This window comes from Microbacterium sp. SORGH_AS_0421 (assembly GCF_030818635.1).
In the GTDB taxonomy this organism is placed as follows: domain Bacteria; phylum Actinomycetota; class Actinomycetes; order Actinomycetales; family Microbacteriaceae; genus Microbacterium.
This window is the reverse complement of the sequence record NZ_JAUTAO010000001.1, coordinates 2,406,200-2,428,911: the sequence shown is the minus strand read 5'-3', so window position 1 is coordinate 2,428,911 and position 22,712 is coordinate 2,406,200. Positions and strand designations below refer to the sequence as shown.

Annotated in this window: 33 protein-coding genes; 15 read left to right on the top strand and 18 right to left on the bottom strand. The window is 70.3% G+C overall.

What is annotated here, in order from left to right; all coding sequences use genetic code 11:
- Positions 1 to 61: 61 nt before the first annotated feature.
- The gene (locus tag QE416_RS11610) at positions 62 to 1,591 is read right to left on the bottom strand and encodes a catalase (RefSeq protein WP_307316369.1); all 1,530 of its coding nucleotides are present in this window, start codon (positions 1,589 to 1,591) and stop codon (positions 62 to 64) included.
- Positions 1,592 to 1,773: 182 nt separating this feature from the next.
- Between QE416_RS11610 and QE416_RS11605 the strand changes: the two genes are divergently transcribed.
- Positions 1,774 to 1,989: a DUF2945 domain-containing protein gene (locus tag QE416_RS11605; RefSeq protein ID WP_210076235.1), complete on the top strand. Its 216-nt coding sequence runs from the start codon at positions 1,774 to 1,776 to the stop codon at positions 1,987 to 1,989.
- A gap of 84 nt (positions 1,990 to 2,073) precedes the next feature.
- On the opposite strand, the gene QE416_RS11600 is transcribed toward QE416_RS11605, so the two are convergent.
- Positions 2,074 to 3,537 (bottom strand): cryptochrome/photolyase family protein, encoded by a 1,464-nt coding sequence (locus tag QE416_RS11600; protein ID WP_307316366.1) that lies wholly within the window; start codon positions 3,535 to 3,537, stop codon positions 2,074 to 2,076.
- Positions 3,534 to 3,689, bottom strand: coding sequence for a DUF2256 domain-containing protein (locus tag QE416_RS11595; protein ID WP_307316363.1), 156 nt, complete (start codon positions 3,687 to 3,689; stop codon positions 3,534 to 3,536). The genes QE416_RS11600 and QE416_RS11595 overlap by 4 nt, the downstream gene beginning before the upstream one ends.
- A gap of 112 nt (positions 3,690 to 3,801) precedes the next feature.
- On the opposite strand from QE416_RS11595, the gene QE416_RS11590 reads away from it, so the two are divergent.
- Positions 3,802 to 3,933: a hypothetical protein gene (locus tag QE416_RS11590; RefSeq protein ID WP_267786789.1), complete on the top strand. Its 132-nt coding sequence runs from the start codon at positions 3,802 to 3,804 to the stop codon at positions 3,931 to 3,933.
- A gap of 49 nt (positions 3,934 to 3,982) precedes the next feature.
- On the opposite strand, the gene QE416_RS11585 is transcribed toward QE416_RS11590, so the two are convergent.
- Positions 3,983 to 4,474: a pyridoxamine 5'-phosphate oxidase family protein gene (locus tag QE416_RS11585; RefSeq protein ID WP_210076239.1), complete on the bottom strand. Its 492-nt coding sequence runs from the start codon at positions 4,472 to 4,474 to the stop codon at positions 3,983 to 3,985.
- Positions 4,475 to 4,524: 50 nt separating this feature from the next.
- A complete protein-coding gene (locus tag QE416_RS11580) occupies positions 4,525 to 4,875 on the bottom strand; it encodes a biopolymer transporter Tol (protein ID WP_210076241.1) in 351 nt (116 codons plus the stop codon).
- Positions 4,876 to 5,105: 230 nt separating this feature from the next.
- On the opposite strand from QE416_RS11580, the gene QE416_RS11575 reads away from it, so the two are divergent.
- The 3 genes from QE416_RS11575 (at position 5,106) to QE416_RS11565 (ending at position 6,944) form a co-directional block, all read left to right on the top strand.
- A complete protein-coding gene (locus QE416_RS11575) occupies positions 5,106 to 5,393 on the top strand; it encodes a hypothetical protein (RefSeq protein ID WP_103210781.1) in 288 nt (95 codons plus the stop codon).
- 12 nt (positions 5,394 to 5,405) lie between these two features.
- On the top strand, positions 5,406 to 5,609 hold the full coding sequence (locus QE416_RS11570; RefSeq protein ID WP_013583139.1) for a cold-shock protein: 204 nt from the start codon (positions 5,406 to 5,408) through the stop codon (positions 5,607 to 5,609).
- Positions 5,610 to 5,759: 150 nt separating this feature from the next.
- The gene (locus QE416_RS11565) at positions 5,760 to 6,944 is read left to right on the top strand and encodes a fatty acid desaturase (RefSeq protein WP_373458853.1); all 1,185 of its coding nucleotides are present in this window, start codon (positions 5,760 to 5,762) and stop codon (positions 6,942 to 6,944) included.
- Between the two features lie 47 nt (positions 6,945 to 6,991).
- Here the strand turns inward: QE416_RS11565 and QE416_RS11560 are convergent, their stop codons facing one another.
- On the bottom strand, positions 6,992 to 7,597 hold the full coding sequence (locus QE416_RS11560; protein ID WP_307316355.1) for a M15 family metallopeptidase: 606 nt from the start codon (positions 7,595 to 7,597) through the stop codon (positions 6,992 to 6,994).
- Positions 7,598 to 7,675: 78 nt separating this feature from the next.
- Entirely contained in the window at positions 7,676 to 8,179 is a 504-nt protein-coding gene (locus tag QE416_RS11555; RefSeq protein ID WP_307316352.1) for a metallophosphoesterase, read from the bottom strand.
- A 108-nt stretch (positions 8,180 to 8,287) separates the two neighbouring features.
- On the opposite strand from QE416_RS11555, the gene QE416_RS11550 reads away from it, so the two are divergent.
- Together QE416_RS11550 and QE416_RS11545 are read left to right on the top strand one after the other, a co-directional pair.
- Positions 8,288 to 8,956, top strand: coding sequence for a response regulator transcription factor (locus tag QE416_RS11550; protein WP_307316349.1), 669 nt, complete (start codon positions 8,288 to 8,290; stop codon positions 8,954 to 8,956).
- Positions 8,949 to 10,025, top strand: coding sequence for a HAMP domain-containing sensor histidine kinase (locus tag QE416_RS11545; protein WP_307316347.1), 1,077 nt, complete (start codon positions 8,949 to 8,951; stop codon positions 10,023 to 10,025). The genes QE416_RS11550 and QE416_RS11545 overlap by 8 nt, the downstream gene beginning before the upstream one ends.
- Before the next feature lie 8 nt (positions 10,026 to 10,033).
- On the opposite strand, the gene QE416_RS11540 is transcribed toward QE416_RS11545, so the two are convergent.
- Positions 10,034 to 10,471 carry a VanZ family protein gene (locus QE416_RS11540; RefSeq protein ID WP_307316346.1) on the bottom strand — a complete coding sequence of 146 codons (438 nt, stop codon included), beginning with the start codon at positions 10,469 to 10,471 and terminating at the stop codon, positions 10,034 to 10,036.
- Between the two features lie 111 nt (positions 10,472 to 10,582).
- Between QE416_RS11540 and QE416_RS11535 the strand changes: the two genes are divergently transcribed.
- Positions 10,583 to 10,966, top strand: a complete 384-nt coding sequence (locus QE416_RS11535; protein ID WP_267786774.1) for a DUF3054 domain-containing protein — start codon at positions 10,583 to 10,585, stop codon at positions 10,964 to 10,966.
- A gap of 84 nt (positions 10,967 to 11,050) precedes the next feature.
- On the opposite strand, the gene QE416_RS11530 is transcribed toward QE416_RS11535, so the two are convergent.
- The gene (locus tag QE416_RS11530) at positions 11,051 to 11,560 is read right to left on the bottom strand and encodes a glycine cleavage system protein R (RefSeq protein WP_267786773.1); all 510 of its coding nucleotides are present in this window, start codon (positions 11,558 to 11,560) and stop codon (positions 11,051 to 11,053) included.
- A gap of 61 nt (positions 11,561 to 11,621) precedes the next feature.
- Between QE416_RS11530 and QE416_RS11525 the strand changes: the two genes are divergently transcribed.
- Positions 11,622 to 11,900: a DUF6412 domain-containing protein gene (locus tag QE416_RS11525; RefSeq protein ID WP_267786772.1), complete on the top strand. Its 279-nt coding sequence runs from the start codon at positions 11,622 to 11,624 to the stop codon at positions 11,898 to 11,900.
- A gap of 119 nt (positions 11,901 to 12,019) precedes the next feature.
- On the top strand, positions 12,020 to 12,751 hold the full coding sequence (locus QE416_RS11520; RefSeq protein ID WP_307316339.1) for a membrane protein insertase YidC: 732 nt from the start codon (positions 12,020 to 12,022) through the stop codon (positions 12,749 to 12,751).
- On the opposite strand, the gene QE416_RS11515 is transcribed toward QE416_RS11520, so the two are convergent.
- The 3 genes from QE416_RS11515 to QE416_RS11505 all read right to left on the bottom strand — a co-directional run bounded on the left by QE416_RS11515 (position 12,687) and on the right by QE416_RS11505 (position 14,736).
- Positions 12,687 to 13,988, bottom strand: coding sequence for an MFS transporter (locus tag QE416_RS11515; RefSeq protein WP_307316337.1), 1,302 nt, complete (start codon positions 13,986 to 13,988; stop codon positions 12,687 to 12,689). The two genes, QE416_RS11520 and QE416_RS11515, sit on opposite strands and share 65 nt — an antisense overlap.
- 135 nt (positions 13,989 to 14,123) lie before the next feature.
- Positions 14,124 to 14,339, bottom strand: a complete 216-nt coding sequence (locus tag QE416_RS11510; RefSeq protein WP_210076263.1) for an SCO4848 family membrane protein — start codon at positions 14,337 to 14,339, stop codon at positions 14,124 to 14,126.
- A 55-nt stretch (positions 14,340 to 14,394) separates the two neighbouring features.
- The gene (locus tag QE416_RS11505) at positions 14,395 to 14,736 is read right to left on the bottom strand and encodes a TraR/DksA C4-type zinc finger protein (RefSeq protein WP_307316335.1); all 342 of its coding nucleotides are present in this window, start codon (positions 14,734 to 14,736) and stop codon (positions 14,395 to 14,397) included.
- 52 nt (positions 14,737 to 14,788) lie between these two features.
- On the opposite strand from QE416_RS11505, the gene QE416_RS11500 reads away from it, so the two are divergent.
- Positions 14,789 to 15,151, top strand: a complete 363-nt coding sequence (locus tag QE416_RS11500; RefSeq protein WP_307316333.1) for a DUF2834 domain-containing protein — start codon at positions 14,789 to 14,791, stop codon at positions 15,149 to 15,151.
- 41 nt (positions 15,152 to 15,192) lie between these two features.
- On the opposite strand, the gene QE416_RS11495 is transcribed toward QE416_RS11500, so the two are convergent.
- Positions 15,193 to 16,053 carry an SDR family oxidoreductase gene (locus QE416_RS11495; RefSeq protein ID WP_307316332.1) on the bottom strand — a complete coding sequence of 287 codons (861 nt, stop codon included), beginning with the start codon at positions 16,051 to 16,053 and terminating at the stop codon, positions 15,193 to 15,195.
- Between the two features lie 93 nt (positions 16,054 to 16,146).
- Between QE416_RS11495 and QE416_RS11490 the strand changes: the two genes are divergently transcribed.
- From QE416_RS11490 to QE416_RS11480, 3 genes are all read left to right on the top strand, one after another.
- Positions 16,147 to 16,515 (top strand): helix-turn-helix domain-containing protein, encoded by a 369-nt coding sequence (locus QE416_RS11490; protein WP_307316329.1) that lies wholly within the window; start codon positions 16,147 to 16,149, stop codon positions 16,513 to 16,515.
- Positions 16,516 to 16,517: 2 nt separating this feature from the next.
- Positions 16,518 to 17,573 (top strand): aromatic acid exporter family protein, encoded by a 1,056-nt coding sequence (locus QE416_RS11485; protein WP_307316327.1) that lies wholly within the window; start codon positions 16,518 to 16,520, stop codon positions 17,571 to 17,573.
- An 82-nt stretch (positions 17,574 to 17,655) separates the two neighbouring features.
- Positions 17,656 to 18,309: an LON peptidase substrate-binding domain-containing protein gene (locus QE416_RS11480; RefSeq protein ID WP_307316324.1), complete on the top strand. Its 654-nt coding sequence runs from the start codon at positions 17,656 to 17,658 to the stop codon at positions 18,307 to 18,309.
- A 120-nt stretch (positions 18,310 to 18,429) separates the two neighbouring features.
- On the opposite strand, the gene QE416_RS11475 is transcribed toward QE416_RS11480, so the two are convergent.
- The 4 genes from QE416_RS11475 to QE416_RS11460 all read right to left on the bottom strand — a co-directional run bounded on the left by QE416_RS11475 (position 18,430) and on the right by QE416_RS11460 (position 20,752).
- Positions 18,430 to 19,206, bottom strand: coding sequence for an isocitrate lyase/phosphoenolpyruvate mutase family protein (locus QE416_RS11475; protein ID WP_210076275.1), 777 nt, complete (start codon positions 19,204 to 19,206; stop codon positions 18,430 to 18,432).
- Positions 19,203 to 19,877, bottom strand: coding sequence for an SDR family oxidoreductase (locus QE416_RS11470; RefSeq protein WP_307316323.1), 675 nt, complete (start codon positions 19,875 to 19,877; stop codon positions 19,203 to 19,205). Before QE416_RS11470 ends, QE416_RS11475 begins: the two co-directional genes overlap by 4 nt.
- A gap of 1 nt (position 19,878) precedes the next feature.
- Positions 19,879 to 20,262, bottom strand: a complete 384-nt coding sequence (locus tag QE416_RS11465; protein WP_210076279.1) for a PPOX class F420-dependent oxidoreductase — start codon at positions 20,260 to 20,262, stop codon at positions 19,879 to 19,881.
- Between the two features lie 91 nt (positions 20,263 to 20,353).
- Positions 20,354 to 20,752, bottom strand: coding sequence for a YchJ family protein (locus QE416_RS11460; RefSeq protein ID WP_307316319.1), 399 nt, complete (start codon positions 20,750 to 20,752; stop codon positions 20,354 to 20,356).
- Between the two features lie 48 nt (positions 20,753 to 20,800).
- On the opposite strand from QE416_RS11460, the gene QE416_RS11455 reads away from it, so the two are divergent.
- Positions 20,801 to 21,712, top strand: a complete 912-nt coding sequence (locus tag QE416_RS11455) for a 5'-3' exonuclease (protein ID WP_307316316.1) — start codon at positions 20,801 to 20,803, stop codon at positions 21,710 to 21,712.
- A gap of 6 nt (positions 21,713 to 21,718) precedes the next feature.
- On the opposite strand, the gene QE416_RS11450 is transcribed toward QE416_RS11455, so the two are convergent.
- A complete protein-coding gene (locus tag QE416_RS11450) occupies positions 21,719 to 22,711 on the bottom strand; it encodes a PHP domain-containing protein (RefSeq protein WP_307316313.1) in 993 nt (330 codons plus the stop codon).
- Position 22,712 lies beyond the last annotated feature (1 nt).

The window sequence follows — 22,712 nt, the reverse complement described above, 5'->3', positions numbered from 1 at the left end:
CGCGCCGGACGAGAAGACCGGCGGCCCCCCGAAGGAGGCCGCCGGTCCGGTCTGTCGACGCTCAGATGCGACCCGCAACGTCCCGTCCGACGAGGTCGCCGTCGGGGTTGGGCTCGCTGAGCTGCTCGCCCGGAGCGGTCGATCCCTCGAGTGGCGGGAGTCCGGCCTCGACGCGGGCGCCGAGCTCGGCATCGACGTTCTTCCAGTACTGCACGGCGCGATCGCGCACCTCGGCGCGGGTCACACCGCCGACGTGCCCGGTGATCGTCTCGACCAGGCGGTCGCGCTCCTCGGCCGACATGACCTCGCGCACGAGCGTTCCCGCCTGACCCCAGTCGTCATCCTCGGGGTGGAGGGTCGCCGCCGAGCGCACGAGCTCGCCGTCGCTCTGCCAGCCGCCGTCGCCCGCGCGGCGCGGGTCGGCCGCAGGGCCGCCGACCGAGTTGGGGGCGTAGACGGGCACCTCGGGCGGGTTGTACTCGTAGCGCATGGCGCCTTCCTTCGAGTACGAGTGCACCTCGGTGTGCGGCCGGTTCACCGGCAGCTGCTGGTAGTTCGTGCCCACGCGATAGCGGTGCGCATCGGCGTAGCTGAAGATGCGCGCCTGCAGCATCTTGTCGGGGCTGCCGTCGATGCCGGGTACGAAGTTCGACGGCTCGAAGGCCGCCTGCTCGATCTCGGCGAAGTAGTTGCCCGGATTGCGGTTCAGCTCCATCGTGCCGACCTCGATCTCGGGGTAGTCGCTGTGCGGCCACACCTTGGTCAGATCGAAGGGGTTGAAGCGGTAGGTCTTCGCATCCTCGTACGGCATGATCTGCACCTTGAGCGTCCACGTGGGGAACTCGTTCCGCTCGATCGCGGCGTAGAGATCGCGGATGTGGAAGTCGGCGTCCTGCCCCGCGATCTGATCGGCTTCGTCCTGCGTGAGCGTCTTGTGGCCGAGGTCGGTGTGGAAGTGGTACTTCACCCAGAACCGCTCGCCCTCGGCATTGATCCACTGGTACGTGTGCGACCCGTAGCCGTTCATGTGGCGCCAGGATGCCGGGATCCCGCGGTCGCCCATCAGCCAGGTGACCTGGTGCGCGCTCTCGGGAGAGAGCGTCCAGAAGTCCCACTGCATGGTGTTGTCGCGCAGGTGGCTGCCGGGCAGACGCTTCTGCGAGCGGATGAAGTCGGGGAACTTGATGCCGTCCTTCACGAAGAAGACCGGGGTGTTGTTGCCGACGAGGTCGTAGTTGCCCTCGGTCGTGTAGAACTTCAGCGAGAACCCCCGCGGGTCGCGCCAGGTGTCGGGGCTGCCCTGCTCGCCGGCGACCGACGAGAAACGCGCGAGCATCTCTGTCTCGACGCCCGGCTGGAACAGCGCCGCGCGCGTGAAGGCCGACACGTCACCGGTCGTGCGGAACGTGCCGAACGCCCCACCGCCCTTGGCATGTACGACACGCTCGGGAACGCGCTCGCGGTTGAACTGCGCCAGCTTCTCGATCAGATAGTGGTCGGTGAGAGCGATCGAGCCGTCGGCTCCGACGCTCTGGGAGTGCTCGTCGCTGGCGACGGGGGCTCCGTTGTTGGCGGTGGTCGGCTCGGTCATGGCTCTCCTCACGTCGTGGGCCGAAGACGAAAGGCCCACCTCCACGGTAGGCGGGGCCTCCGACATCGCGGAGGCATTGCGCAATGGGTCTCGACCACGTAGGGCTCCTGAGGCTGTCAATCCCCCGCTGAGCAGTGTCCCGCCTCGACAGCATGGCGGGACCGAACGAGAGGAACGAGCACATGTCGAAGGATCTGTCGAAGGGCGACCGCGTCAGCTGGGACACCCCGCAGGGGAAGACCCAGGGCAAGGTCGTGGAGAAGAAGACGAAGGACTTCCAGCACGACGGCCAGAAGTTCACGGCATCCGACGACGAACCGGCCTACATCGTGGAATCGGAGAAGTCCGGCTCGAAGGCCGCGCACAAGGGTTCGGCACTGAACAAGCTGAAGAGCTGAGCGAGCGCGTCGCGTGCCGAACTCCTGAATCCACGCGTCTGCGCCGCGATACAGCGGTCGCAGACCTGGCCCACCACCGGTATCTCAGGAGTTCGGCCCGCCGCCGTCCGCCTCGCGGGCGTCCCGCCGCTTGCGCATCTGCGCCAGGGCCAGCCCGAGCCTGTGGTTGCCGGCCAGCACGTCCTCGTGCCGCTCCAGGAACTCCCAGTAGGCGTCCGTGAAGACCGAGTCCTTGGCGTCCTGAGCCGACGGCCACCACGAGCCCATCTTCTGCAGGTAGGCCCCGCCCGAGACGTACGGCTTCGTCGCGACGAACCCGCCGTCGGCGAACTGGCTCATCCCCATCACGTTGGGGACCATCACCCAGTCGTAGGCGTCGACGAACAGAGCGAGGAACCACGCGTTCACCTGCCGCGGCGCGTACCCCTGCAGCAGCAACCAGTTGCCCAGCACCATGAGCCGCTCGATGTGGTGCGCGTAGCCCCAGCGGTGCACCCGTTCGAGCACCGTGCGCACGGGGATCGGCAGGTCCCGCGGCATCCGTTCTGCCGTGTACCAGTACTTCTCGATGCGCTTCTCGAGGTGCAGCGCGTTGACGTGCTCGAGCTTCGGGTGGGCTCGGTACATGCCGCGCATGTACTCGCGCCACCCGATCACCTGACGGAGAAAGCCCTCGACGGATGCCAGGGGGGCATCGGTCCGTGTGGCGGCGGCGACCACTTCTTCTACGGTGAGCAGACCGATGTTCAGCATCGGCGAGATGATCGCGTGGAAGAGGAAGGGCTCGTCGGCCTTCATCGCGTCTTCGTACCGACCGAAGTCGTGGAGGCGCTCGGCGACGAAGACATCGAGCCAGTCGCGGGAGTCCTCGGGGGTGACCGGCAGCCAGAACTCCTCCGCCTTCCCCGGGTGGTCGGGGAACAGTTCGTCGACCTCGGCGATGACCGCTCGTGTGATGTCGTCGTGGTCGAGCTGCGGCAGGGGCGGGATCTTCACGCCCTTCTTCGGCAGCGCTTTGCGGTTGTCGGCGTCGAAGTTCCACCGGCGACCGGCGGGCTTGCCCCCGTCCATCAGAATGCCGGTACGCCGACGCTGCCAGTGGTAGAAGTCCTCCATGAGCGGCGTCGGGTGCTCGGCGAACCACCGGTCGACGTCGTCTTCGGGGGTGAGGAACAGGGCGTCCGAGAGGACGTCGGTGTCGACGTCGTGATCCGCGCAGATGCGGGCGATGCGAGCGTCCACCGGGCGGTTCGGGTCGCTCATCCAGGTCAGCTCGGTGACCCGGTGCTTCTGCAGCAGGCGCTCGAGACCGGCCTTGAAGGTGAGGTCGTCGTCGAGGGTGATCCGCCGAACGATACGTCCCTCGGCCTCGAGTCGGGCAGCCGTGTGACGCATCGCCGAGATCAGCAGCACGATCTTGTGACGGTGATACGGAAGCTTCGCGAAACGCGGTGCCGACTCGATGAAGAAGAACTCCTGCACCTCGTCGTCGTCGTACGCCGGGTGCTCGGCGAACTGCTGCGTCGCGAGGATCAGCGCGGCCTTCACGCGCGCCGCCTCTGCTTCGCGGCGTTCGCCCGGCAGCCGCGCGAGCAGTACAGCACCTGGTCCCACTGGTCACGGCCGCGCCACCGTTTGCGATCGGTGAACGGGCGTCCGCAGTAGGCGCAGGGCTTGGAGCGCACCTCGGGTCGTGACATGCCGTCATCGTCGCAAAGCGCACCCGCGGCATCCGGGGGCTTGCGCTCGCACGCCGACCCGGTTTGCGCAAGGCCCGCGCGGCGGCGGGCCCGGACGTGGTCCGCTAGCGACATGGACACCGCACCGGAGCGCACGAACGACACCGCCGACGACCCCGACGAGCTCGAGACGGCCGACGCCCCCTCGATCCCCGACACGACCGACGACGGCGACGCCCCGGTCGACAATCCCTCGGGCGGCTGACGCACGAGGAGCCCCGCACCTGTCCGGCGCGGGGCTCCTCGATGGGTCCTCAGTCGGTGAGGTCGAACTTCTCGTTCTCGCCGCCCTTCGGGCGCTGGCCCGTCACCTTCGAGGTGACCAGGGCGATCGCCGTCGCGAGACGTCCCCCCGCGCTACCCCAGTACTCGCCGGTCAGCGCGGACACCTTCAGCAGCGTCACCCCCGGCGACTCGGGGCCGTCGGGGAACCATGCCTCGACGCTCGTCGACCACAGCTCCTTGAGCTTGGCGAGGTCGTCGATCACCTCGGCCTCGCCCGCCAGCGACAGCCAGGTTCCGTCGGTGCTGAACGACAGACCCACCTTCGGTTCGCGGCGCACGTGCTGGACGGCCGAGGCGTGCGTGCCGACGATGAACCAGAGGTCGCCATCGGACTCGCGCTCCTGCACCGTCAGCGGGTGCGCGTGCAGAGCACCGTCCTCGGCGCGGGTGGTGACCATGGCGAAGCGGAACTTCTTCAGCAGTTCGTTGAGCGTTTCGAGCTCGGACGCGGTGGTGGACATGAGACTCCTTCGGTTCGATCCTTCAGCGAATCGCGCGAGATGACGCCGCGCTATGCGTTGACGTCGGCCGCACCGTCTGCTCTGTCGGTGGCCGCCAGCGCATCGAGAGCTTCCAGCGCGTCGCGGGCGCGGCGCACACGCGCGTCGACCTCGTCGTCCCACCAGCGCGGTCCCCGCTCCCCCAGGCCGCGTTTGGCGATTCCCACGCGCTCGCGCGCGGCGGCGACGGCGTCGTCATCGCCGGTCCCCTTCGCCGTGCGCACCGCGGATCGCGCCCGCCCGAGATGCGAGCGCAGACGCACGGCCAGGTCCTCGGGGAGCCGCGGATCGGTCCGTCGCCATCGTCTGCCGTCGATCACGAGCCAACGCTCGTCGTCGGTGGTTTCGTCCGCGGATGCCATGACCCCAGTGCACCCTTCAGACAGGGGTCGCGAAATCTCCCCGGCACAGAGGGGACATCCGTGCTAGCCTCGTCAGTATTCGTTCTGGGACTTGCTTCATCGACGCCCGCCTCATCGCTGAGATGCCGGGCGCACGGCGCCGAGCCGTTTCCGACAGCAATCCCCCCTCTCACCATCGCGTGCCTCGCTCGACGGCTTCGGTCCTCGCCTCGCACTCGCGGAAAGTTCTTGTGTCTCTGCTTCACCCCTCGCCGCTATCGTGGCGCCAGGCCGATCTCGACGTGTACGTCGCGACGGTCGGATCCGACTACGCCGGTTTCGTCGGCGCGGGAACCTCGGGCTTCGAAGCCCAGGGCCCCCTCGGCGAAAATCTCGGTGTCCACACGTCCGTCGACGCGGCTCAGGCCGCCGTCGACGGGCACCGCGTACGCGCCACCACCACGGTGACGCGGCGTCCCCGTCCGCTCCGCACTCGTCGGAGCGGCGCCCACGGCCGCATTGCGGCCCAACATGAATAAAGGAAGAACACGATGGCCACTGGCACCGTGAAATGGTTCAACTCCGAAAAGGGCTACGGCTTCATTGCTCCCGACGACGGCTCCGCCGACCTGTTCGCGCACTTCAGCGCGATCCAGGGCAACGGCTTCAAGGAGCTCACGGAAGCACAGAAGGTCGAATTCGACGCTGAGCAGGGCCCCAAGGGCATGCAGGCGGCGAACATCCGCCCCCTCTAAGCTCCGCTTACCTCGAGAGCCGGGTTCGTCGCCATCGCGACGACCCGGCTTTCGTCGGTTTCCGGCACGTTTTCGCTCGCTGGGTTTCGGTTTCCCGAGAGCCCGCTGAGCATCGCGACGTATTCCGAGTCGCCCATACGGCCAGCCGTAGTGTGGGCCTCAGCGCGGAGTAGCCGCTCCGCCGTCCACCCCGGTCCTTCCCGATCCGAGGAGCAGAACATAGCCTCCACCGTCGTCGAGTCCCGTCTCGGCCCCGTTCGTCAGACCTACTCCGGTACCACCGAATTCCCCCCGATCACCAAGGCCTACACAGAGCTGTCTCAGGTCGTCCGTGAGAGCGGACTGCTCGTTCGCACGCCGGTGTTCTACTCCGTCGTCGCCGGCGCCATCGTGCTCGGCTTCGCCGGGTGCGTGACCGGCTTCATCCTCCTCGGCGACAGCTGGTTCCAGCTGATCGTCGCAGCGGTCCTCGGCATCCTGTTCACCCAGGTCGCATTCCTCGCCCACGAGGCCGCACACCGTCAGATCTTCGCCTCGGGCCCAGCCAACGACCGCCTGGGCCTGCTCATCGGCAACGGCATCGTGGGCATGAGCCGTTCGTGGTGGGCATCGAAGCACACACGACACCACGCCAACCCGAACCGGGTGGACAAAGACCCCGACATTGAGATCGACACGATCTCTTTCCTCGACGTCGACGCCGCCAAGGCCCGCGGCATCCAGCGCTGGATCACCCGGCGTCAGGGCTACCTGTTCTTCCCGCTGCTGGCTTTCGAAGGCATCAACCTGTACGTCCTGGCCTTCCGACACCTTTTCTCGCGCGGCGAGGTCAAGGGGCGCTGGGTCGAGATCGCCCTGCTGACGCTGCGGCACGCGCTCTTCGTCGCGCCGATCTTCATCTTCTTGCCGGTCGGTCTCGCCTTCGCGTTCTTCGGCGTCTCGGTCGCGGTGTTCGGCATCTACATGGGAGCGTCCTTCGCCCCCAACCACAAGGGCATGCCGATCATCGCGCCCGGCGCGAAGCTCGACTTCTTCAGCAAGCAGGTGCGCACCTCGCGCAACATCTCCGGCGGCTGGTGGGCCACGTGGCTCATGGGTGGTCTGAACTACCAGATCGAGCACCACCTGTTCCCGAACATGCCGCGAACGCACCTCAGCAAGGCCCGTGTCATCGTGCGCGAACACTGCGCCACCCTGAACGTGCCCTACGTCGAGACCACGCTGTTGCAGTCGTACGGCATCGTCATCGCGTACCTCAACCGGGTCGGCCTCGCCGCCCGCGACCCCTTCGACTGCCCGCTGACCTCTCCGACGCGTCAGCTCAACGTCGAGTAGGCATCCCGATGACGGCGCCGTCCCCTCCGGGGCGGCGCCGTCGTCGTTCACCCGCGCGCGTCCGCCATCGGCGCGGGGCATTCTCCTCCGGCGTCTGTCGCCCTCTCGAAGTGCCACCGCTCGTTGGCGTAGGTCTGGCACAGACCCCACTCGCGTCCGTGATCGATGATCCACAGCTGCGCGTCGAGCGAGCCGATGTCGACGGCGTGACCGGTGACGTGGCTCGACCCCTCGGGCGAGGCGACGTACTGTCGCGCGATCGCTTCGGAGCCGTAGGTGCGGATCGCATCCCCCAGCAGCCACCGCTGGTAGTCGGCGCTGCGCCACCCGCTGGTGACGTCGAAGACGATCCCGTCGACCTCAGCGGCCCGCTGGGCCGCGCGCAGAGCATCGCGCAGCTCACCATCGAGCCCGGTCATCGCGGGGTGCTGATCGTCGTAGACCGTCAGCGGCGCCTCGGCGGGGATCATCCCCTCGGCCTCGGTCGGCGAGAACGGCGCGTGCGCGCTCAGCCCCACCGACAACGACGACGCCGTGGTCATCGCGAGCACTGCCGCGACCGCGGTGAGGACGACGGCGAGACCGACCGCGACCGCGACGAATGCGATACGGCCGCGAGAGGGGGATCGAGTGCGGGATGCCGAAGATGCCATGCCCCCATTCGAGCCGGGCCCGCGTTGCCGGGCCGTATGGCGGGGACCATACGACGGCGATACGCCAGAGTCGATAGCTCAGTCGCGTGAGACCTCGTGCAGCACCACGTCGCGGATCTCGCCGGCAGAGAGGGTCGCGGTCATGAGGGTGCACGCGGGCTGACGGCGGCGGTCGGTGGGCGAGCCCGGGTTGAGAAGGCGAAGGCCGTTCGGGGTGACGGTATCCCACGGGATGTGGCTGTGCCCGAACACGAGCAGGTCGGCGTCGGGGAATGCGGCATCCATCCGCTTCTCGCGCCCGAGCGACGCCCCGGTCTCGTGCACGACGGCGACCCGCACCCCGTCGATCTCGGCGCGCGCGATCTCGGGCAGCCGCGAACGCAGGTCGTCGCCGTCGTTGTTGCCCCACACCCCCAGCACGGGGCCGAGCGTCTCGAGTTCGTCGAGCACGCTTGCGCTCACCCAGTCACCCGCGTGCACGATGAGATCGACGCCGGATGCCGCTTCGCGCACCGCCGCGGGAAGCACGCGCGCCCTTCGGGGAACGTGCGTATCGGCCACGAGGAGCAGTCGGGTCGCCATGCCCCCACGCTATCGAGGCCGAGGTTCTCGGGGGGCGGGAACGACTCCCGCTCCGGGCTCCGGCTCGCGCATACGTCGGCGATACGCCCCCGCACCTACGATGACGGGATGCGCGTGCTGATCGTCGAGGACGAACCCTTCCTCGCCGAGGCCATCCGCGACGGCCTCCGCCTCGAGGCGATCGCGGCCGACATCGCCGGCGACGGCGACGCGGCCCTCGAGGTCCTCGGCTACACCGCCTACGACGTGGTGGTGCTCGATCGCGACATCCCCGGTCCGAACGGCGACGAGATCGCGCGCTACCTGAGCGCGCAGCCCGCCGCTCCGCGCGTGCTCATGCTCACGGCCGCAGACCGGCTCGACGACAAGGCCAGCGGCTTCGAGAGCGGTGCCGACGACTACCTGACGAAACCGTTCGTTCTGCGCGAGCTGGTGATGCGCCTGCACGCCCTCGCCCGTCGTCCCGCGGCCTCGCTCCCGCCGGTGCTCGAGCAGCACGGCATCCGCCTCGACCCCTTCCGCCGCGAGGTCTATCGCGACGGGCGCTACGTCTCGCTGACCCGCAAGCAGTTCGCGGTGCTCCAGGTCCTCATGGGCGCCGGCGGCGGCGTGGTCAGCGCCGAGGACCTGCTCGAGCGCGCATGGGACGAGAACGCGGATCCGTTCACCAATGCCGTGCGCATCACGATCTCGACGCTGCGCAAACGCCTGGGCGAGCCGTGGCTCATCCAGACGGTCGCGGGCGTCGGCTACCGCATGGGTCCGGTCGATGCGTGAGCGTGCCCCCGGGCTCTCGATACGACTCAAGCTCACCCTGAGCTACGCGGGCTTCGTCGTGATCGTGGGGATCGCTGTCTTCGTGGTGGGGTTCCTCGTGCTGCGCTTCCTTCCCGAGGGTAACCTGTACTCCCAGAGCGGTCTGTTTACGCCGGGTCGCGGCGACCTCACCGAGGTCTTCGTCCGCTACGCGTGGTACGCCGTGCTCGCGCTGGCGGTCCTCGGCCTCGCCGGCGGCTGGATCGTGTCGGGGATCATGCTGCGTCCGCTGCACCGGATCGCGGATGCCGCCCGCGCGGCGCGGGACGGCGACCTCGCGCACCGCGTCGAGTTGCCGGGGCGTCGTGACGAGCTGACGGACCTCGCCGACACCTTCGACGCGATGCTCGCGCGGGTCGAAGAGACCCTGGACGAGCAGAGGCGCTTCGCCGCGAATGCCTCTCACGAGCTTCGAACACCGCACGCCACGATGCGAACGCTGCTCGAAGTGGCCCGGGTCAATCCCGCCGGCGTAGACGTGGACCAGCTGCTCCACCGCCTCGAGCTCACGAACGAGCGCGCGATCCGTCTGATCGAGGCGATGCTCGCCTTGGCCCGGTCGACACGCGAGGACGCGCTCTCGCTCGAACCGACGGGAGTCGACGATCTCGTCGCGACCGTGGTGGCGGAGGCCGGGGGCGACGACCGGGGTCTCGACCTGGCGATACTCGGCGCCTCGGGCGGGGTGGCGCGGATCGACGAGACGCTCGTGCACCAGGCCGTGACGAACCTGGTCCGCAACGCGCTCGTGCACAACGTGGCGGGCGGCTGGGTGCGCGTCGCGGTGAGCGGCGAGGTCGACGAGGTGGTCGTCGACGTCGTCAACAGCGGCGACATGCTCTCGCACGAGCTCGTCGCCACGCTCCCCGAACCTTTCGTGCGCGCGGTCGGCCGTACGCGCGGGCGCGCCGACGGCACGGGCCTCGGACTCGCGATCGTCGCCTCGATCGCTCGCGCGCACCGTGGCCGGCTCGAGCTGTGGCCCCGCGACGGCGGCGGTCTCCACGCCCGCCTCCGGCTGCCCCGCTGACGACGAGCTCAGCGTCGAGCCGCGTGCCCGCCCCGGGCGGCAGCCCTCATCGCGACGACGAGGACCGTCCCGATCGCGGCGCCGATCGTGTTCGACAGGACATCCTCGGCATCCGGAACCCGACCGGGGATCCCCGCCTGCAGCGTCTCGACCGCGAGCGAGACGAGAGCGCACAGCAGAACGGATGCCGGCGACCACCGCAACGGCAGAAGCAGCGCGAGCGCCGCCCCGAGGGGGACGAAGAACGCGATGTTGAGGGCGACGTCGGCGCCCGCGCCGAACATCAGCGCGCGCCACGACGACGGAAGGTGATCGAGGGCGTCGAGGACGACGGTGCGGGCCGGCCACGCGATCGCGCGGGGCGCGAGGGTGAGCACCCCCACCGCCGCGAGCACGGCCCCCGCCGACAGCACGCGAGCGGGAGTGAAGACGGGACGATCGGACACGCGGACCTCCAGGATCGGGAGATCCCATCCCAGCCTGCGAGGTGTTGCCCCGATGTCTCGGCCCCGGGATACGCGGACGATACGCCCGCGGTGCGGCGGGACAATGGGAACGTGTCCTCTTCGCGCCGTTTCCCCGTGCTCGCCCTCGTCATCGACCTCGTCCTCGTCGTCGTCTTCGCCGCGATCGGGCGGGCGACCCACGACGGCGACGTGCTGGGCCCCGCCGGTTCGGGACTCGCCACCACCGCCTGGCCGTTCGTGGTGGCGTTGCTGGTCGGCTGGCTCGTGACGCGCGCCTGGCGTCGACCCGCCGCCATCGCGAAGACGGGACTGCCCGTGTGGGCGATCACCGTCGCGCTGGGCATGGTGCTTCGCGCGCTCAGCGGTCAAGGGGTCGCGGTGGCGTTCGTCGTCGTCGCCACGATCACCCTCGCCGTCATGTTGCTGGGGTGGCGCGGGATCGCCCGCCTCGCATCGCGGTCGCGACGGGCGTGAGGCCGGGTCCGGGTCGTCCCCGGAGCGAGAGCGGTGGACGACCGGCGCCCCGCTGCCGGTGACGGCGGGTCGTGAGCCGGCCGGTCAGTCCGCGAGGGTCACGTCGACCTGGATCTCGGTCGCGAGACGCTCGAGCTGTGCGACGAGGTCGTCGACGGCGACGTCGGCCGCCACCGTCGCAGTGATGGAGGCCTCGAACAGGCGTCCGCCCGCCATCGCGGCATCCGTGGTCTGCGTCGACATGCGCTCGATACTCGCCCCGTGGGCGCCGAGCGCGGCCGACAGCTCGCGCACGATGCCGGGGCGGTCGTTGCCGACGACGTCGAAGGTGACCGTGCGGCCCGTGGTCTCGGCCGACCCCGCTCCCGCGTGGACGGTCACGGTGAGCGTGCCCGCGAGACCTTCGAGCGCGGCGCGCACGGCATCGGCGCGGTCGGAGGCCACCGAGACCTCGATGATCCCGGCGAACGCGCCGGCGAGTTCGGCGAGCTCGCTGTTCTCCCAGTTGCCGCCGTGGGCGTCGACGATGTCGGCGACCGCGGACACGAGGCCCGCGCGATCGTCGCCGACGACGGTGAGGACGAGGGTGGTCATGGCGACAGCGTAGCGACACGCGCGCTGCTACCGTGGATGTTCAACCACAGGGGGTGAGCACGTGATCGCATCGCTGATCGCCGCCCTCAACCTGCTCCTGGCCACCGCCGAGCTGGCGCTGACCCCCGGCGGCGGCGCACCCCTGCTGGCGGTGGCCCTCGCCGCGGCCGTCGTGCTGACCGCGGTCGTCGTGCTCGTCGTCGCTCCGGCCCTCGTCGCCGCCACGCCGCCTCCGTCCGCGCGTCCGATCGACCCCTCGGCATCCCTCGCCCAGAGCGATCCCGACGCCGCGGGTCATCCTCGGCCCCGAGCTCCGGGGTTCGCGGCCCGCGTCGCGTAGCCAGCTGCCCCATCGCCTGACGACGGTCCGCAGCGAGGCCGCGACGCCGGTCGCTCGCGTGGTCTCCGCGCGCTGGGCGACCGATCAGTCCGTGATCGCTCGCTCTGATGGGATGCCCCGTGGACCTCTTCGCCTTTCCGCCCCTCGCACTGCTGCTCGACCTGACTACTCGCGCCCTCCTCGCCCTCACGTCGTTCTTCGACCCCCTTTCCGGCGGTCTCTCCGCCGCCCTCGCCGTCGTCGTCGTGACGCTCGCCGTGAGGGTCCTGTTGATCCCCGTGGGAGTGTCGCAGGCGCGCGCCGAGCAGACGCGTGCACGCCTCGCCCCGCGACTTCGTGTGCTGCAGGAGCGGTGGCGTAAGGATCCCGAGCGTCTCCAGCGCGAGACGATGCAGCTGTACCGCGACGAAGGCGCCTCCCCCTTCGCGGGCTGCCTTCCCGTGCTGGCCCAGGCACCCGTCGTCGGACTGCTCTACGCGGTGTTCCTGCACCCGCAGGTCGGCGGACACGTCAACACGCTGCTCGAGCACGACGTCTTCGGCGTTCCGCTCGGCCGGAGCCTCGTCGGAGCCCTGTCGGCGGGGACGACGGATGCCGGCACCCTCGCCGTCTTCGGGGTGCTCGTCGCCGTGATCGCCGGGGTGGCCGAACTCACACGTCGACTCCTGCGACCCTCGGTCGATCCGTCGGCGCCCGCGTGGACGACGGGGATGCTCGGCGTCCTGCCGTTCACGACGGCCGTGGTCGCGCTGTTCGCCCCCCTCGCGGCGGGGCTCTATCTCACCGTCACGACCGCGTGGACGTTGGTCCAGCGCCTGCTGCTGCGGCGGCGCTACCCGCTGCCGCGTTGAGTCCCGCCGCGGCGAACGCCCGGTCCCACCTCGGTGCGGCCGAGGCGTTCACCGCCGCCATGGCGAGCACGAGAAGGGCCGCCCCCGCGGGCAGGAGCATCGCGGTGGAGACGGAGACGTTCTCGGCCACCGCCCCGGTCACGGCTGACGACAGCGCCTGCGCGAGGGTCAGGGCCGAGGCGAGGATGGTCATCGTCGAGGCCGTGCGGCCGCGCGGTGCGCGGTGTCCGGCAAGGCTGAAGAGCGTGACGAGCGCCGGGCCGACGCCGATGCCCATGAGGCACAGCACCAGGGTGACGGTCGTCACGGATCCACCGACCGTATAGGCCCCGGCGGACGCGGTCAGCACACTGGCGAACAGCACGAGGCGCCAGCGCAGCGGGAAACGCTCGGGCACGAGGGCGACGGCGAGCGCCAGTACCGCCGACCCCACACCCATCACCCCGTACAGCAGCGCGCCCGCCTCGGGCGCCCCCTGTGCCTCCATGAACGCCGTCAGCGAGGTGAGGGTCGAGCCGAAGAACAGCCCGACGCCGAACACGGCGGCCACGAGCACGAGCATGCGCGGATGCAGCACCTCGCGCAGCGGCGCCATCGCGGTGCGCTCCGAGCGTTCGGGCACGGCGCGGCCGGTGGGGTGGAGGGCGAAGGCGGTCACGAAGACGAAGCTGAGGATCGAGGCCCCGACGATGGGAGCCCAGGCAGCGACCAAGGCCGCCAGCACACCGACCACGAAGGGACCGATGACGAACGCCGTCTCATCGGCCGCCGACTCGTAGGCCATGGCCCGGGAGAACGTGCGGTCCCGCCGCTCGGGGTGCACCCGCAGACCGATCAGCGCCATCACACGGCTGCGCGACATGGCCGCGGTCTGCGGGCCGGTCATGCCGATCACCGCGGCTGCTCCCAGCAGCAGGGCGTCCGACGTCGCGTACTCCACCACGAGGGGGAAGATCGCCAGCAGGATGCCGTTGGCCAGGCCCACCGGCACGAGCACCCGCCGCTGCCCGTAGCGGTCGGCGAGATCGCCGAGCACGGGACCGGCGACCACGACGCCGAGACCCACCGCCGCGGACGTCAACCCGCCGAGGGCCACGGACCCGCGCGACGCGACGACGAGGGCGAGGACGCCGACGGTCATCATCGCGAACGGCAGCCGAGCCACGAAAGCGATCGGGAAGTACCAGAAGCCGGTGTGATGGACGAGGGGCCGATGGTCGACGGCGGGCGCTGTCATGACGCGGGTCTCCAGGGAGGGGGCGATGGAACGTGCCGCCTTGCCGGACCGGTAGGTAGTTGCACAGAGTGCGGCGGGGGGATCCCGCGTTCCCATGCTACCGCGGGCACCTCCCGGGCACCTGGGTGCGCGAGATCAGCCGACGAGGGCGGCGACCGCGGCGATGACCGAGGCCGCAGCCAGCACGAGGGCGAGCCCGATCAGCACCGCGTGCACGATGAGGAACGGCGTGGCCTTGCCCGCGGCGTTCTTGGCGCGAGGGTCTTTCGCCACGCGCACGAAGAAACGCGGCCAGACGACGACGTTGAAGACGGCGTTGGCGAACAGCAGCGCGATGAGGACGGGTTCCATGCTTCGAGCCTAGGCGCCGCGCCTCACCTGACACGTCGACCGCCGCCGCCGCGGATCAGGACGCGCACGAGATGCAGCGCCGCGCGAAGGGCAGCACCTCGAGACGAGCGTCGGCGATCGGCCGCCCGCAGTTCTCGCACACGCCGAAGGTGCCGGAAGCCACCCGCTGGCGCGCCGCGGCGATCTCGCCGTGCTCCGCTTCGGCGCCCCGCCGCAAGGCATCGACCTGGGCCCACTCCCCCGACAACGTCGAGCCCTCGGGATCGTGCTCGTCGTCGGCGGTCGCGTCGGCGCGATCGTGACGCAGGCTCGCCTCGTCGTCGAGCAAGCGCGACAGACGGTGCTCCACCTCGCGCTCGCGTTCGTCGAGCATGCGCGTCGCGGTCCTGGCATCCATGCTTCGACGCTAGCCCTCACCACCGACACCGAGGCTGCGGAAAGATCTGTCTATGACCGCACTCCGACGACACTGGACCCCCACCGCCGTGGCCTTCCTCGTGCTGGCCCTGGCCGGCCTCGCGGGCACCTGGACCTTCAACGCCTTCGCGATCGTGCAGATGCGCGACTTCATCGGCGACCTCGTCTCGAGCGGGCCGGCGGTCTCGTCGATCACTGTCGATCTGCTGGTCGTGGCGGTCGCGGGGAGCATATTCATCATCGTCGAGGGGCGACGACTCGGCATGCGCTTCACCTGGCTCTACGTGGTGCTCTCGGGGGTGACCGCTTTCGCGTTCACCTTCCCCCTGTTCCTCGCGATGCGCCAGCGCCGGATCACCGCCCTCGCGGCCCCGGGCCCGGCACGCCCGTCGTGAGGCGCGTCGGACCCCGGGCCAGCTGCCGCGGTGCCCGACGCTCAGCGAGCGGCGAGACCCTCGCGCAGGCCATCGATCAGCGGCGTGGTGGGACGCCCGATGATGCGCGAGAGCGAACCGTCGGTCTTCTCCAGTGCGCCGCGAGCGATCGCGTCGTCGATCCCCGCCACGAACGCCGCCGTGCCGGCATCCAGTCCCGCCGCTTTCAGACCCTCCGTCAGCTGCTCGACCGAGACGCGCGTGTAGCTCACCGGACGGCCGAGCACCTCCGTCGCGGCTGCGGCGAGTTCGTCGTAGGTCCACGCGACGTCGCCGCCGACCTCGATCGTGCGGTCGGCGAGGTCGTCGGTGGTGAGGGCGATGGCCGCCGCCTCGGCGTAGTCGCGACGACTCGCGCTGGCGACGCGCGCGTCACCCGTTGCAGCGACGATCTCGCCGGTGTCCGCCGCGCGGGAGACCGCGTCGAGGTAGTTCTCCGTGTACCAGTTGTGGCGGAGGATGGTGGCGCTGACGCCCGCCGCGGCGATCGCCTGCTCGGTTGCCTTGTGATCGGCCCCGAGGGCGTAGTCAATCTCGTCGACGCGGGGGGCGCTGGTGTAGACGAGGCGCTCGACACCGGCGGCGCGGACGGCGTCGATGACGTTGCGGTGGCCCGCGACGCGATCGGCGTCGGTGCCGGAGATGAGCAGAACGCGGGTCACGCCCTCGAGGGCGGGGGCGATCGTCTCGGGGCGCGCGTAATCGAGCTCGGCGACGGCGATGCCGCGGGCGGCGAGGTCGTCGACCTTGGCGGGGGTGCGCACACCGGCGACGATGTCGGAGGCCGCGATGCCGCGCTCGAGCAGAGCGTCGACGACGAGGCGCCCGAGGTGGCCGGAGGCGGCGGTGACGAGGAGGGTCATGATGGAATCCTTTCGGTGGGTTCGTCGGGCTCAACGCCCCGTGGCTCGTCACATTCCGGAATGCCGGTACCCACTTTCTGGTTAGGTACTTACATGAGCGTCAGTCTCGCGTCGATGCGCGCCGAACACCCCGGACTTTTCGCCGACGGGTGCCCCACACGCACGGTCCTCGATCACGTCATGGGCAAATGGGGGGTCCTGGTGCTGCTCGCCCTCACGGACGGCACGCAGCGCTGGGGAGCCCTCCGGCGCAACATCGAGGGCATCAGCGAGAAGATGCTCGCGAGCACGCTGAAGACGCTGGAGGCCGACGGCCTCGTCCTCCGCACGGCCTATCCCGAGGTTCCGCCCCGCGTCGAGTACGGCCTCACCGACCGCGGGCGCGGCCTCATGACGCACGTCATTCCCCTCATGGGATGGGTCGCCGAGAACGCGACCGACATCGTCGGACGACGGGAGTGAGGGTGCGCGTCCCCTCCGCCCGCGCCATGCGCGACAGCCTCACCTTCCGCGCCCCGCGGCGCGTGCCGCTGCTGCAGGTCGCCAAGTCGGCCATCGCGATCGTGGCCGCATGGCTGCTGGCCGGCTGGCTCGTCCAGGGCCCGCCCCCGATCTTCGCCGCCATCGCCGCACTGCTGGTGGTCCAGCCGAGCATCAACCAGTCCTTCACGAGGGCGGTCGAGCGCAGCGTCGGGGTGATCGTCGGCGTGCTCATCGCGGCCCTGCTCGGCCTCGTGTTCGGCTCGCACCCGTGGGTCGCGTTGCTCTCGGCGGGAGTGGCCCTGCTGGTCGCATGGGCGGCGCGCATCTCCGCCGGAGCGACGAACCAGATCGCGATCAGCGCCCTGCTGGTGCTCGCCCTCGGCACGGCGACCCCGAACTACGCCCTCGACCGCGTCCTCGAGACGCTGATCGGCGCGGCCATCGGCATCGTCGTCAACGCCGTGCTCGTTCCCCCCGTCCTCGTCCCCACCGCGCGCACGAAGGTCGACATCCTCGGTCGCGAGCTCGCGGCGGCACTGGAGCGTCTCGCAGACGCCCTCGAGACGCCGCAGACGTCGGCCTCTGCCGAGGGGCTCCTGCTCGAAGCGCGCCTCCTGCGTCCGGTTCGGGATGCCGCGGCCGACGCGATCCGCGACGGTGCCGACTCGCTGGCGCTGAACCCCCGGAGCGGTCGGCACCGCACCGCCCTCGCGGAGATGGATGCGCTCGTCGAGCGCTTCAGCCCCGTCGTCACGCAGACGATCGGCATGACGCGCGCCGTCTACGACGGCTACGAGCCGACGATCGTCGACGAACCGGCCGTCCGTGCGATCGCCGAGCAGCTGCACCGGGCCGCACACGACGTACGGCTGGCGTTCGCCCTCGACGCGGGTCCCGAGCGCGTCGTCGAGGAAGAGCCGGCCCTCACCCGCCCCCTGCAGATCCGCACGCCGTCGACCGCGCACTGGGTGCTCGTGGGCTCTCTGCTCATGGACCTGCACCGCATCCACGAGACGCTGCGCGACGACCAGGACTGAGAGCGCACGGCCGAGCTGGGAACTCGCTCGCTGATCGCGCTCCCCCGGCCCCGCGTCCGCCCGCCCCTGATTGACTGAGCGCATGGGTACCGCGATGTTCCCCCTCGGGGCCGTCCTCTTCCCGCACACGCCCCTCGCGCTGCGGATCTTCGAGGAGCGCTATCTGGTCATGCTCGGGCGCCTGCTCGACGAGACGGATCCCGCCTTCGGCGTCGTCCTCATCGAGCGCGGCAGCGAGACCGGCGGAGGCGACCAGCGCTTCCCTCTCGGGACGATGGCACAGCTGAGCCAGGTCGTGCCGCAGGCCGGACAGATGCAGATCGTCGCTCTCGGAACCGAACGCTTCGAGATCGTCGAGTGGCTCGACGACGACCCCTACCCGCGGGCAGACGTGCGCGCGCTCCCCGATCTCGAGTGGAACGACGCCCTGCTCCCCCTGCTCGAAGAGGCCGAGAGGATCGTCCGTCGTGTCCTGGGCCGCGCCCAGATGTTCGGCGGCACGCGGTGGGATCCCGAGGTGGAGTTGGCCGAGGAACCGCTCCCCCGCGCCTGGCAGGTTGCAGCGATCGCCCCGCTCGGCGAGCTCGACCAGATGGAGCTGCTGCGGTCGGCGACCCTCGGCGGGTTGCTGCGCGCGACGATCGACCTCACGCTCGCGGCCGAGCCGCTGCTCGGCGACCCCGTCCCCGACGGCGTGATCGTCGTCGACGACGAGGGCCCGAGCGACGCGGACTGAAACGCACCGCCGCCCGCCACCGCGGGCGGGCAATGCCGGGGCACCGCATCGCGTCAGCGCCGGCGTCCCGACCAGGAGCCGGCCGGGACGCCGCGCCGAGGAGCGGCGTCCCGGCTCTCGTCAGTTGAGTTCGCGCACCGACGAGGGGATGACCCCGTCGCCGTAGAGATCGATCGCGAGATCCTGCAGCGAGGTCAGCGCGACACGCTGAGTGAGCGGACCGTACGAGATCCGGGCGACACCGAGCTTCTCGTACTCGCCGGCCGAGAGCGCCCCGGGGAAGCCGATGACGCTCAGACGCTGCTCTCCCAGACCCTCGACCAGCCGACGGGTCGTCTCCGCGTCCAGAAGACCGGGGACGAACACCGAGGTCGCTCCGGCATCGAGGAAGGCGCGTCCGCGCTTCACGGCATCCGCGATCTTCTCGTCGAGCGGGCGATCGCCGCCCTTGACGAACACGTCGGTGCGCGCGTTGAGCACGAAGGGCACGCCCTCGGCCTCCCCCGCCGCGATGACGGCCTCGACCGCTGCCACCGCCTCGTCGAACGGCTTGACCCGGTCCTCGACGTTGGCGCCGACGATACCGACGCCGATCGCGCGGCGCGTCGTCTCGCCGGGGTTGCCGAAGCCGGCGTCGAGGTCGGCGGTCACCGGCACATCCACCGCCGCGACGATGCGTCCCACCATGTCGAGCATGACCTCGAGCGGGATGTTCTCGCCGTCCTCGTAACCGAAGGTGGCGGCGATCGAGTGTCCGGCCGTGGCCAGGGCCTTGGTCTCGGGCAGGGCGGCGACCGCACGGGCCGAGACGACGTCCCAGATGTTCACGACCCGCAGGATCTCGGGCGCCGTGTGCAGCTTCGCGAAGGCCTCGGCCTTCTCGCTCAGAGCGTTCATGCCTGTTCTCCGTTCGTGCGACCGGCATCGGCCACGATGGCCTCGGCGATCGGGGTCTGCCCGGCGCCGAAGCGGATGAAGCGCCCCACCGTGGCGGGCTGGAGGAGTACGGCCGCCGCGACGGCCGCGACGTCGGCTCGCGACACCTCGGCCTTGCCCTGCGGCGCCGTGGTGATGCGACCCGTGGGCTCGTCCGTGGTGAGCGTCCCGGGGCCGAGGATCGTCCAGTCCAGATCGCTGGCGCGCAGGTGGTCGTCGGCCGCGAGCTTCGCGTCCGCGTAAGCGAAGAACGCGTCGTCGGGGTCGATGCCGTGGTCGGGCGTCGAGCCGATCCACGAGACCATGACGAAACGTCGAACGCCGGCCTTGGCAGCCGCGTCGATCGCTCGTTGCGCGGCATCGCGGTCGACCGCGTACGTGCGCTCGGCGCTGCCGCCGCCCGCTCCCGCCGACCAGACCACGGCATCCGCTCCCGAGAAGGCCTCGACCATCTCGCCCACATCGGCCTTCTCGACATCAAGCACGAGCGGCGTGGCGCCCGCGCTTTCGATGTCGGACGACTGCTCCGCCGCGCGGATGACCGACGTCGCCTCGTCTCCACGGTCGGCGAGCAGCCGAGCCAGATGGAGGGCCACCTTGCCGTGCCCTCCCACGATCACGATGCGTTCCATGTCACTGTCCTCCTACTTTGTCGATCGACATCTTCAGGATCACTCGATCCGCGCTGTCCGGCGGAGCCGCCTGCTCGGCGTTGCCGTAGCGCTGCCCGAGGCGCACGTAGAACGCCCCTGTCGGGTCGGGCTCGGCCGCGATCAGACGCCCGCGCACCTCGACATAGCGATACGGGCGTTCGGGATCGAACACCATCAGGCTCATCGAGGGGTTGCGCTGCAGGTTGCGGAACTTCTGCCGCGTCGAGGTGTGGGTGAAGAGCAGGTGCTCCCCGTCGAACTCGAACCACATCGGATTGACCTGCACCGTGCCGTCGGGGCGAACGGTACCGAGGCTGCCGTAGTTCGGGTTCTCGAGGAGGTCGCGGTGTTCGTCGGGGATCATCCGTGTCCTTTCGCCGAGGATCCTGGACCGACCCTACGCACCACCCCCGACATGCCCCGCGGGCTTGACGACCCCCGCGAGCGGCTCCGTGTCAGTCGACGTCGCCGTCCACGTAGACCCAGCGCCCGCCGCGCCGCGCGAACCGGCTGCGTTCGCGCAACTCGCCACGCTCACGGCCATGCCGCCAGGCGGCGCGGAAGGTCACGGTCGCGGCATCGCCGTCCTCGGAGGCATCCTCGATCACGAGCGCTATCCACTCCGTGCCGTCGTCGACGACGATGTCGTCGGGGCGGGTGCGCGGATGCCATGACCTGGCCAGATGCCCCGCGTCGCCGACCGCGAACGCGGTGTAGCGCGAACGCATCAACCGTTCCGCGCTCGGGGCGACCGCGCCGTCCAGGATCGGTCCGCAGCACTCGCCGAACGGAGCGCGACCGCACGGGCACGCGGCATCCGGTGCCGGACGATACGAGGCGGAGCCGAAGGACATCCGGCCACTCTAGGTCAGCGGGCCACCCCGCGTGCCAGGATCGAGGGCGTGACCGATCGCCTCATGCTCCTCGACACCGCCTCGCTCTATTTCCGCGCGTTCTACGGGGTACCCGACAAGGTCAAGGCGGCCGACGGCTCGTCGGTGAACGCCGTGCGGGGCCTGCTCGACATGATCGCGAAGCTGGTCACGACGTACGAGCCCTCGCGGCTCGTCGCCTGCTGGGACGACGACTGGCGCCCCGCGTGGCGCGTCGACCTCCTGCCGAGCTACAAGGCCCACCGCGTGGTCGAAGCCGTTCCGGCCGGACCCGACGTCGAGGAGGTGCCCGACCCCCTCGAGGCGCAGATCCCCCTCATCCGCGAGGCATTGGCCGTGCTCGGCATCCCGGTGGTGGGGGCGGCCGAGCACGAGGCCGACGACGTCATCGGGGTCCTCGCCACGCGCGCCGACGTCCCGGTCGACGTCGTCACCGGCGACCGCGACCTCTTCCAACTGGTCGACGACGATCGCGGCATCCGGATCGTCTACACCGCTCGAGGGATGAGCAATCTCGAACTCGTCGACGACGCGGCCGTCTTCGCCAAGTACGGCGTCCACGCCAAGCAGTACGCCGACTTCGCGGTGCTGCGCGGCGACCCCTCCGACGGGCTGCCCGGCGTTTCGGGCATCGGCGAGAAGTCCGCGGCGGCGCTGCTCGCCGCGTGCGGCGACCTCGACGGCATCCGCGCGGGGGTCCTCGAGGGCACCGCGGGAACACCCGCCCAGCGCGCGAAGATCGCCGCCGCCGCGGACTACCTCGAGGTCGCCCCGACCGTGGTGCGCGTCGCGCGCGAGCTCGACCTCGAGCCCTTCGACGACCGCCTCGGCCCCGTGGACCGGTCCGCCGCCGAAGAACTCGCCGAGCGCTGGAACCTCGGATCGTCGATGACGAGGGCGCTCGCCGCCCTCCCCGCCTGAGCGGGCTCAGCGACCGCGCTCGAGCCAGGCGCGCAAGCGCTCGAGCGGCCAGGTCGTGACGATCCGGTCGACGGGCACCTGCAGAGCCTCGGCGCGCGCGGCACCGAAGTCCAGCAGCGACAGCTGACCGGGAGCGTGCGCGTCCGAATCGATCGCGAAGAGGCATCCCGCCTCGATCGCCAGAGCCAGCAGGTCGTCCGGAGGATCCTGTCGCTCGGGTCGCGAATTGATCTCCACCGCCACACCCGAGGCCGCCGCCGCTGCGAAGACCTCGCGCGCGTCGAACTCCGATCGAGGTCGCGTCCCCCGCGCTCCCTCCACGAGCCGGCCGGTCACATGCCCGAGCACGTCGACCCGCGGGTCGCTCGCCGCCGCGACGAGCCGTTTCGTCATCGGCCCGCGCTCCATGCGCAGTTTCGAATGAACGGATGCCACCACCACATCGAGCGCGCGCAGCAGCTCGTCCTCCTGGTCGAGGGCTCCGTCGTCGAGGATGTCGACCTCGATACCGCTGAGGAGCGTGAACCCGTCGCCCCGATGACCACGGACGATGTCCATCTGCGCGCGGAGCCGCTCGGGCGAGAGTCCGTTCGCGACGGTGAGTCGCGGAGAGTGATCGGTGAGGGCGAGGTACTCGTGACCGAGTCCGCGCGCCGCGTCGACCATGGCCTCGATCGGCGTCAGTCCGTCGGACCACTCGCTGTGGCTGTGCAGGTCGCCTCTCAGCTGCGCCCGCAGCTCGGAGCCTCCCACCGGCGCCGATTCGGCGCGCAGCTTCGCCAGGCGCTCGGGCACCTGGCCCGCGAGCGCCTGCTGGATGACCGAGAAGGTGGACTCGCCGATGCCCGCACGACGACGCAACGCAGGATCGCGCAGTTGCACGTCGCTCAAGCCCGCGATCGCGGCAGCCGCCGTGCGGAAGGCCTTCGACTTGTACCGCGAGGATCGCTCCCGCTCGAGCAGGTACGCGATCTCCGTGAGCGCGTCGAGCGGGTCCACG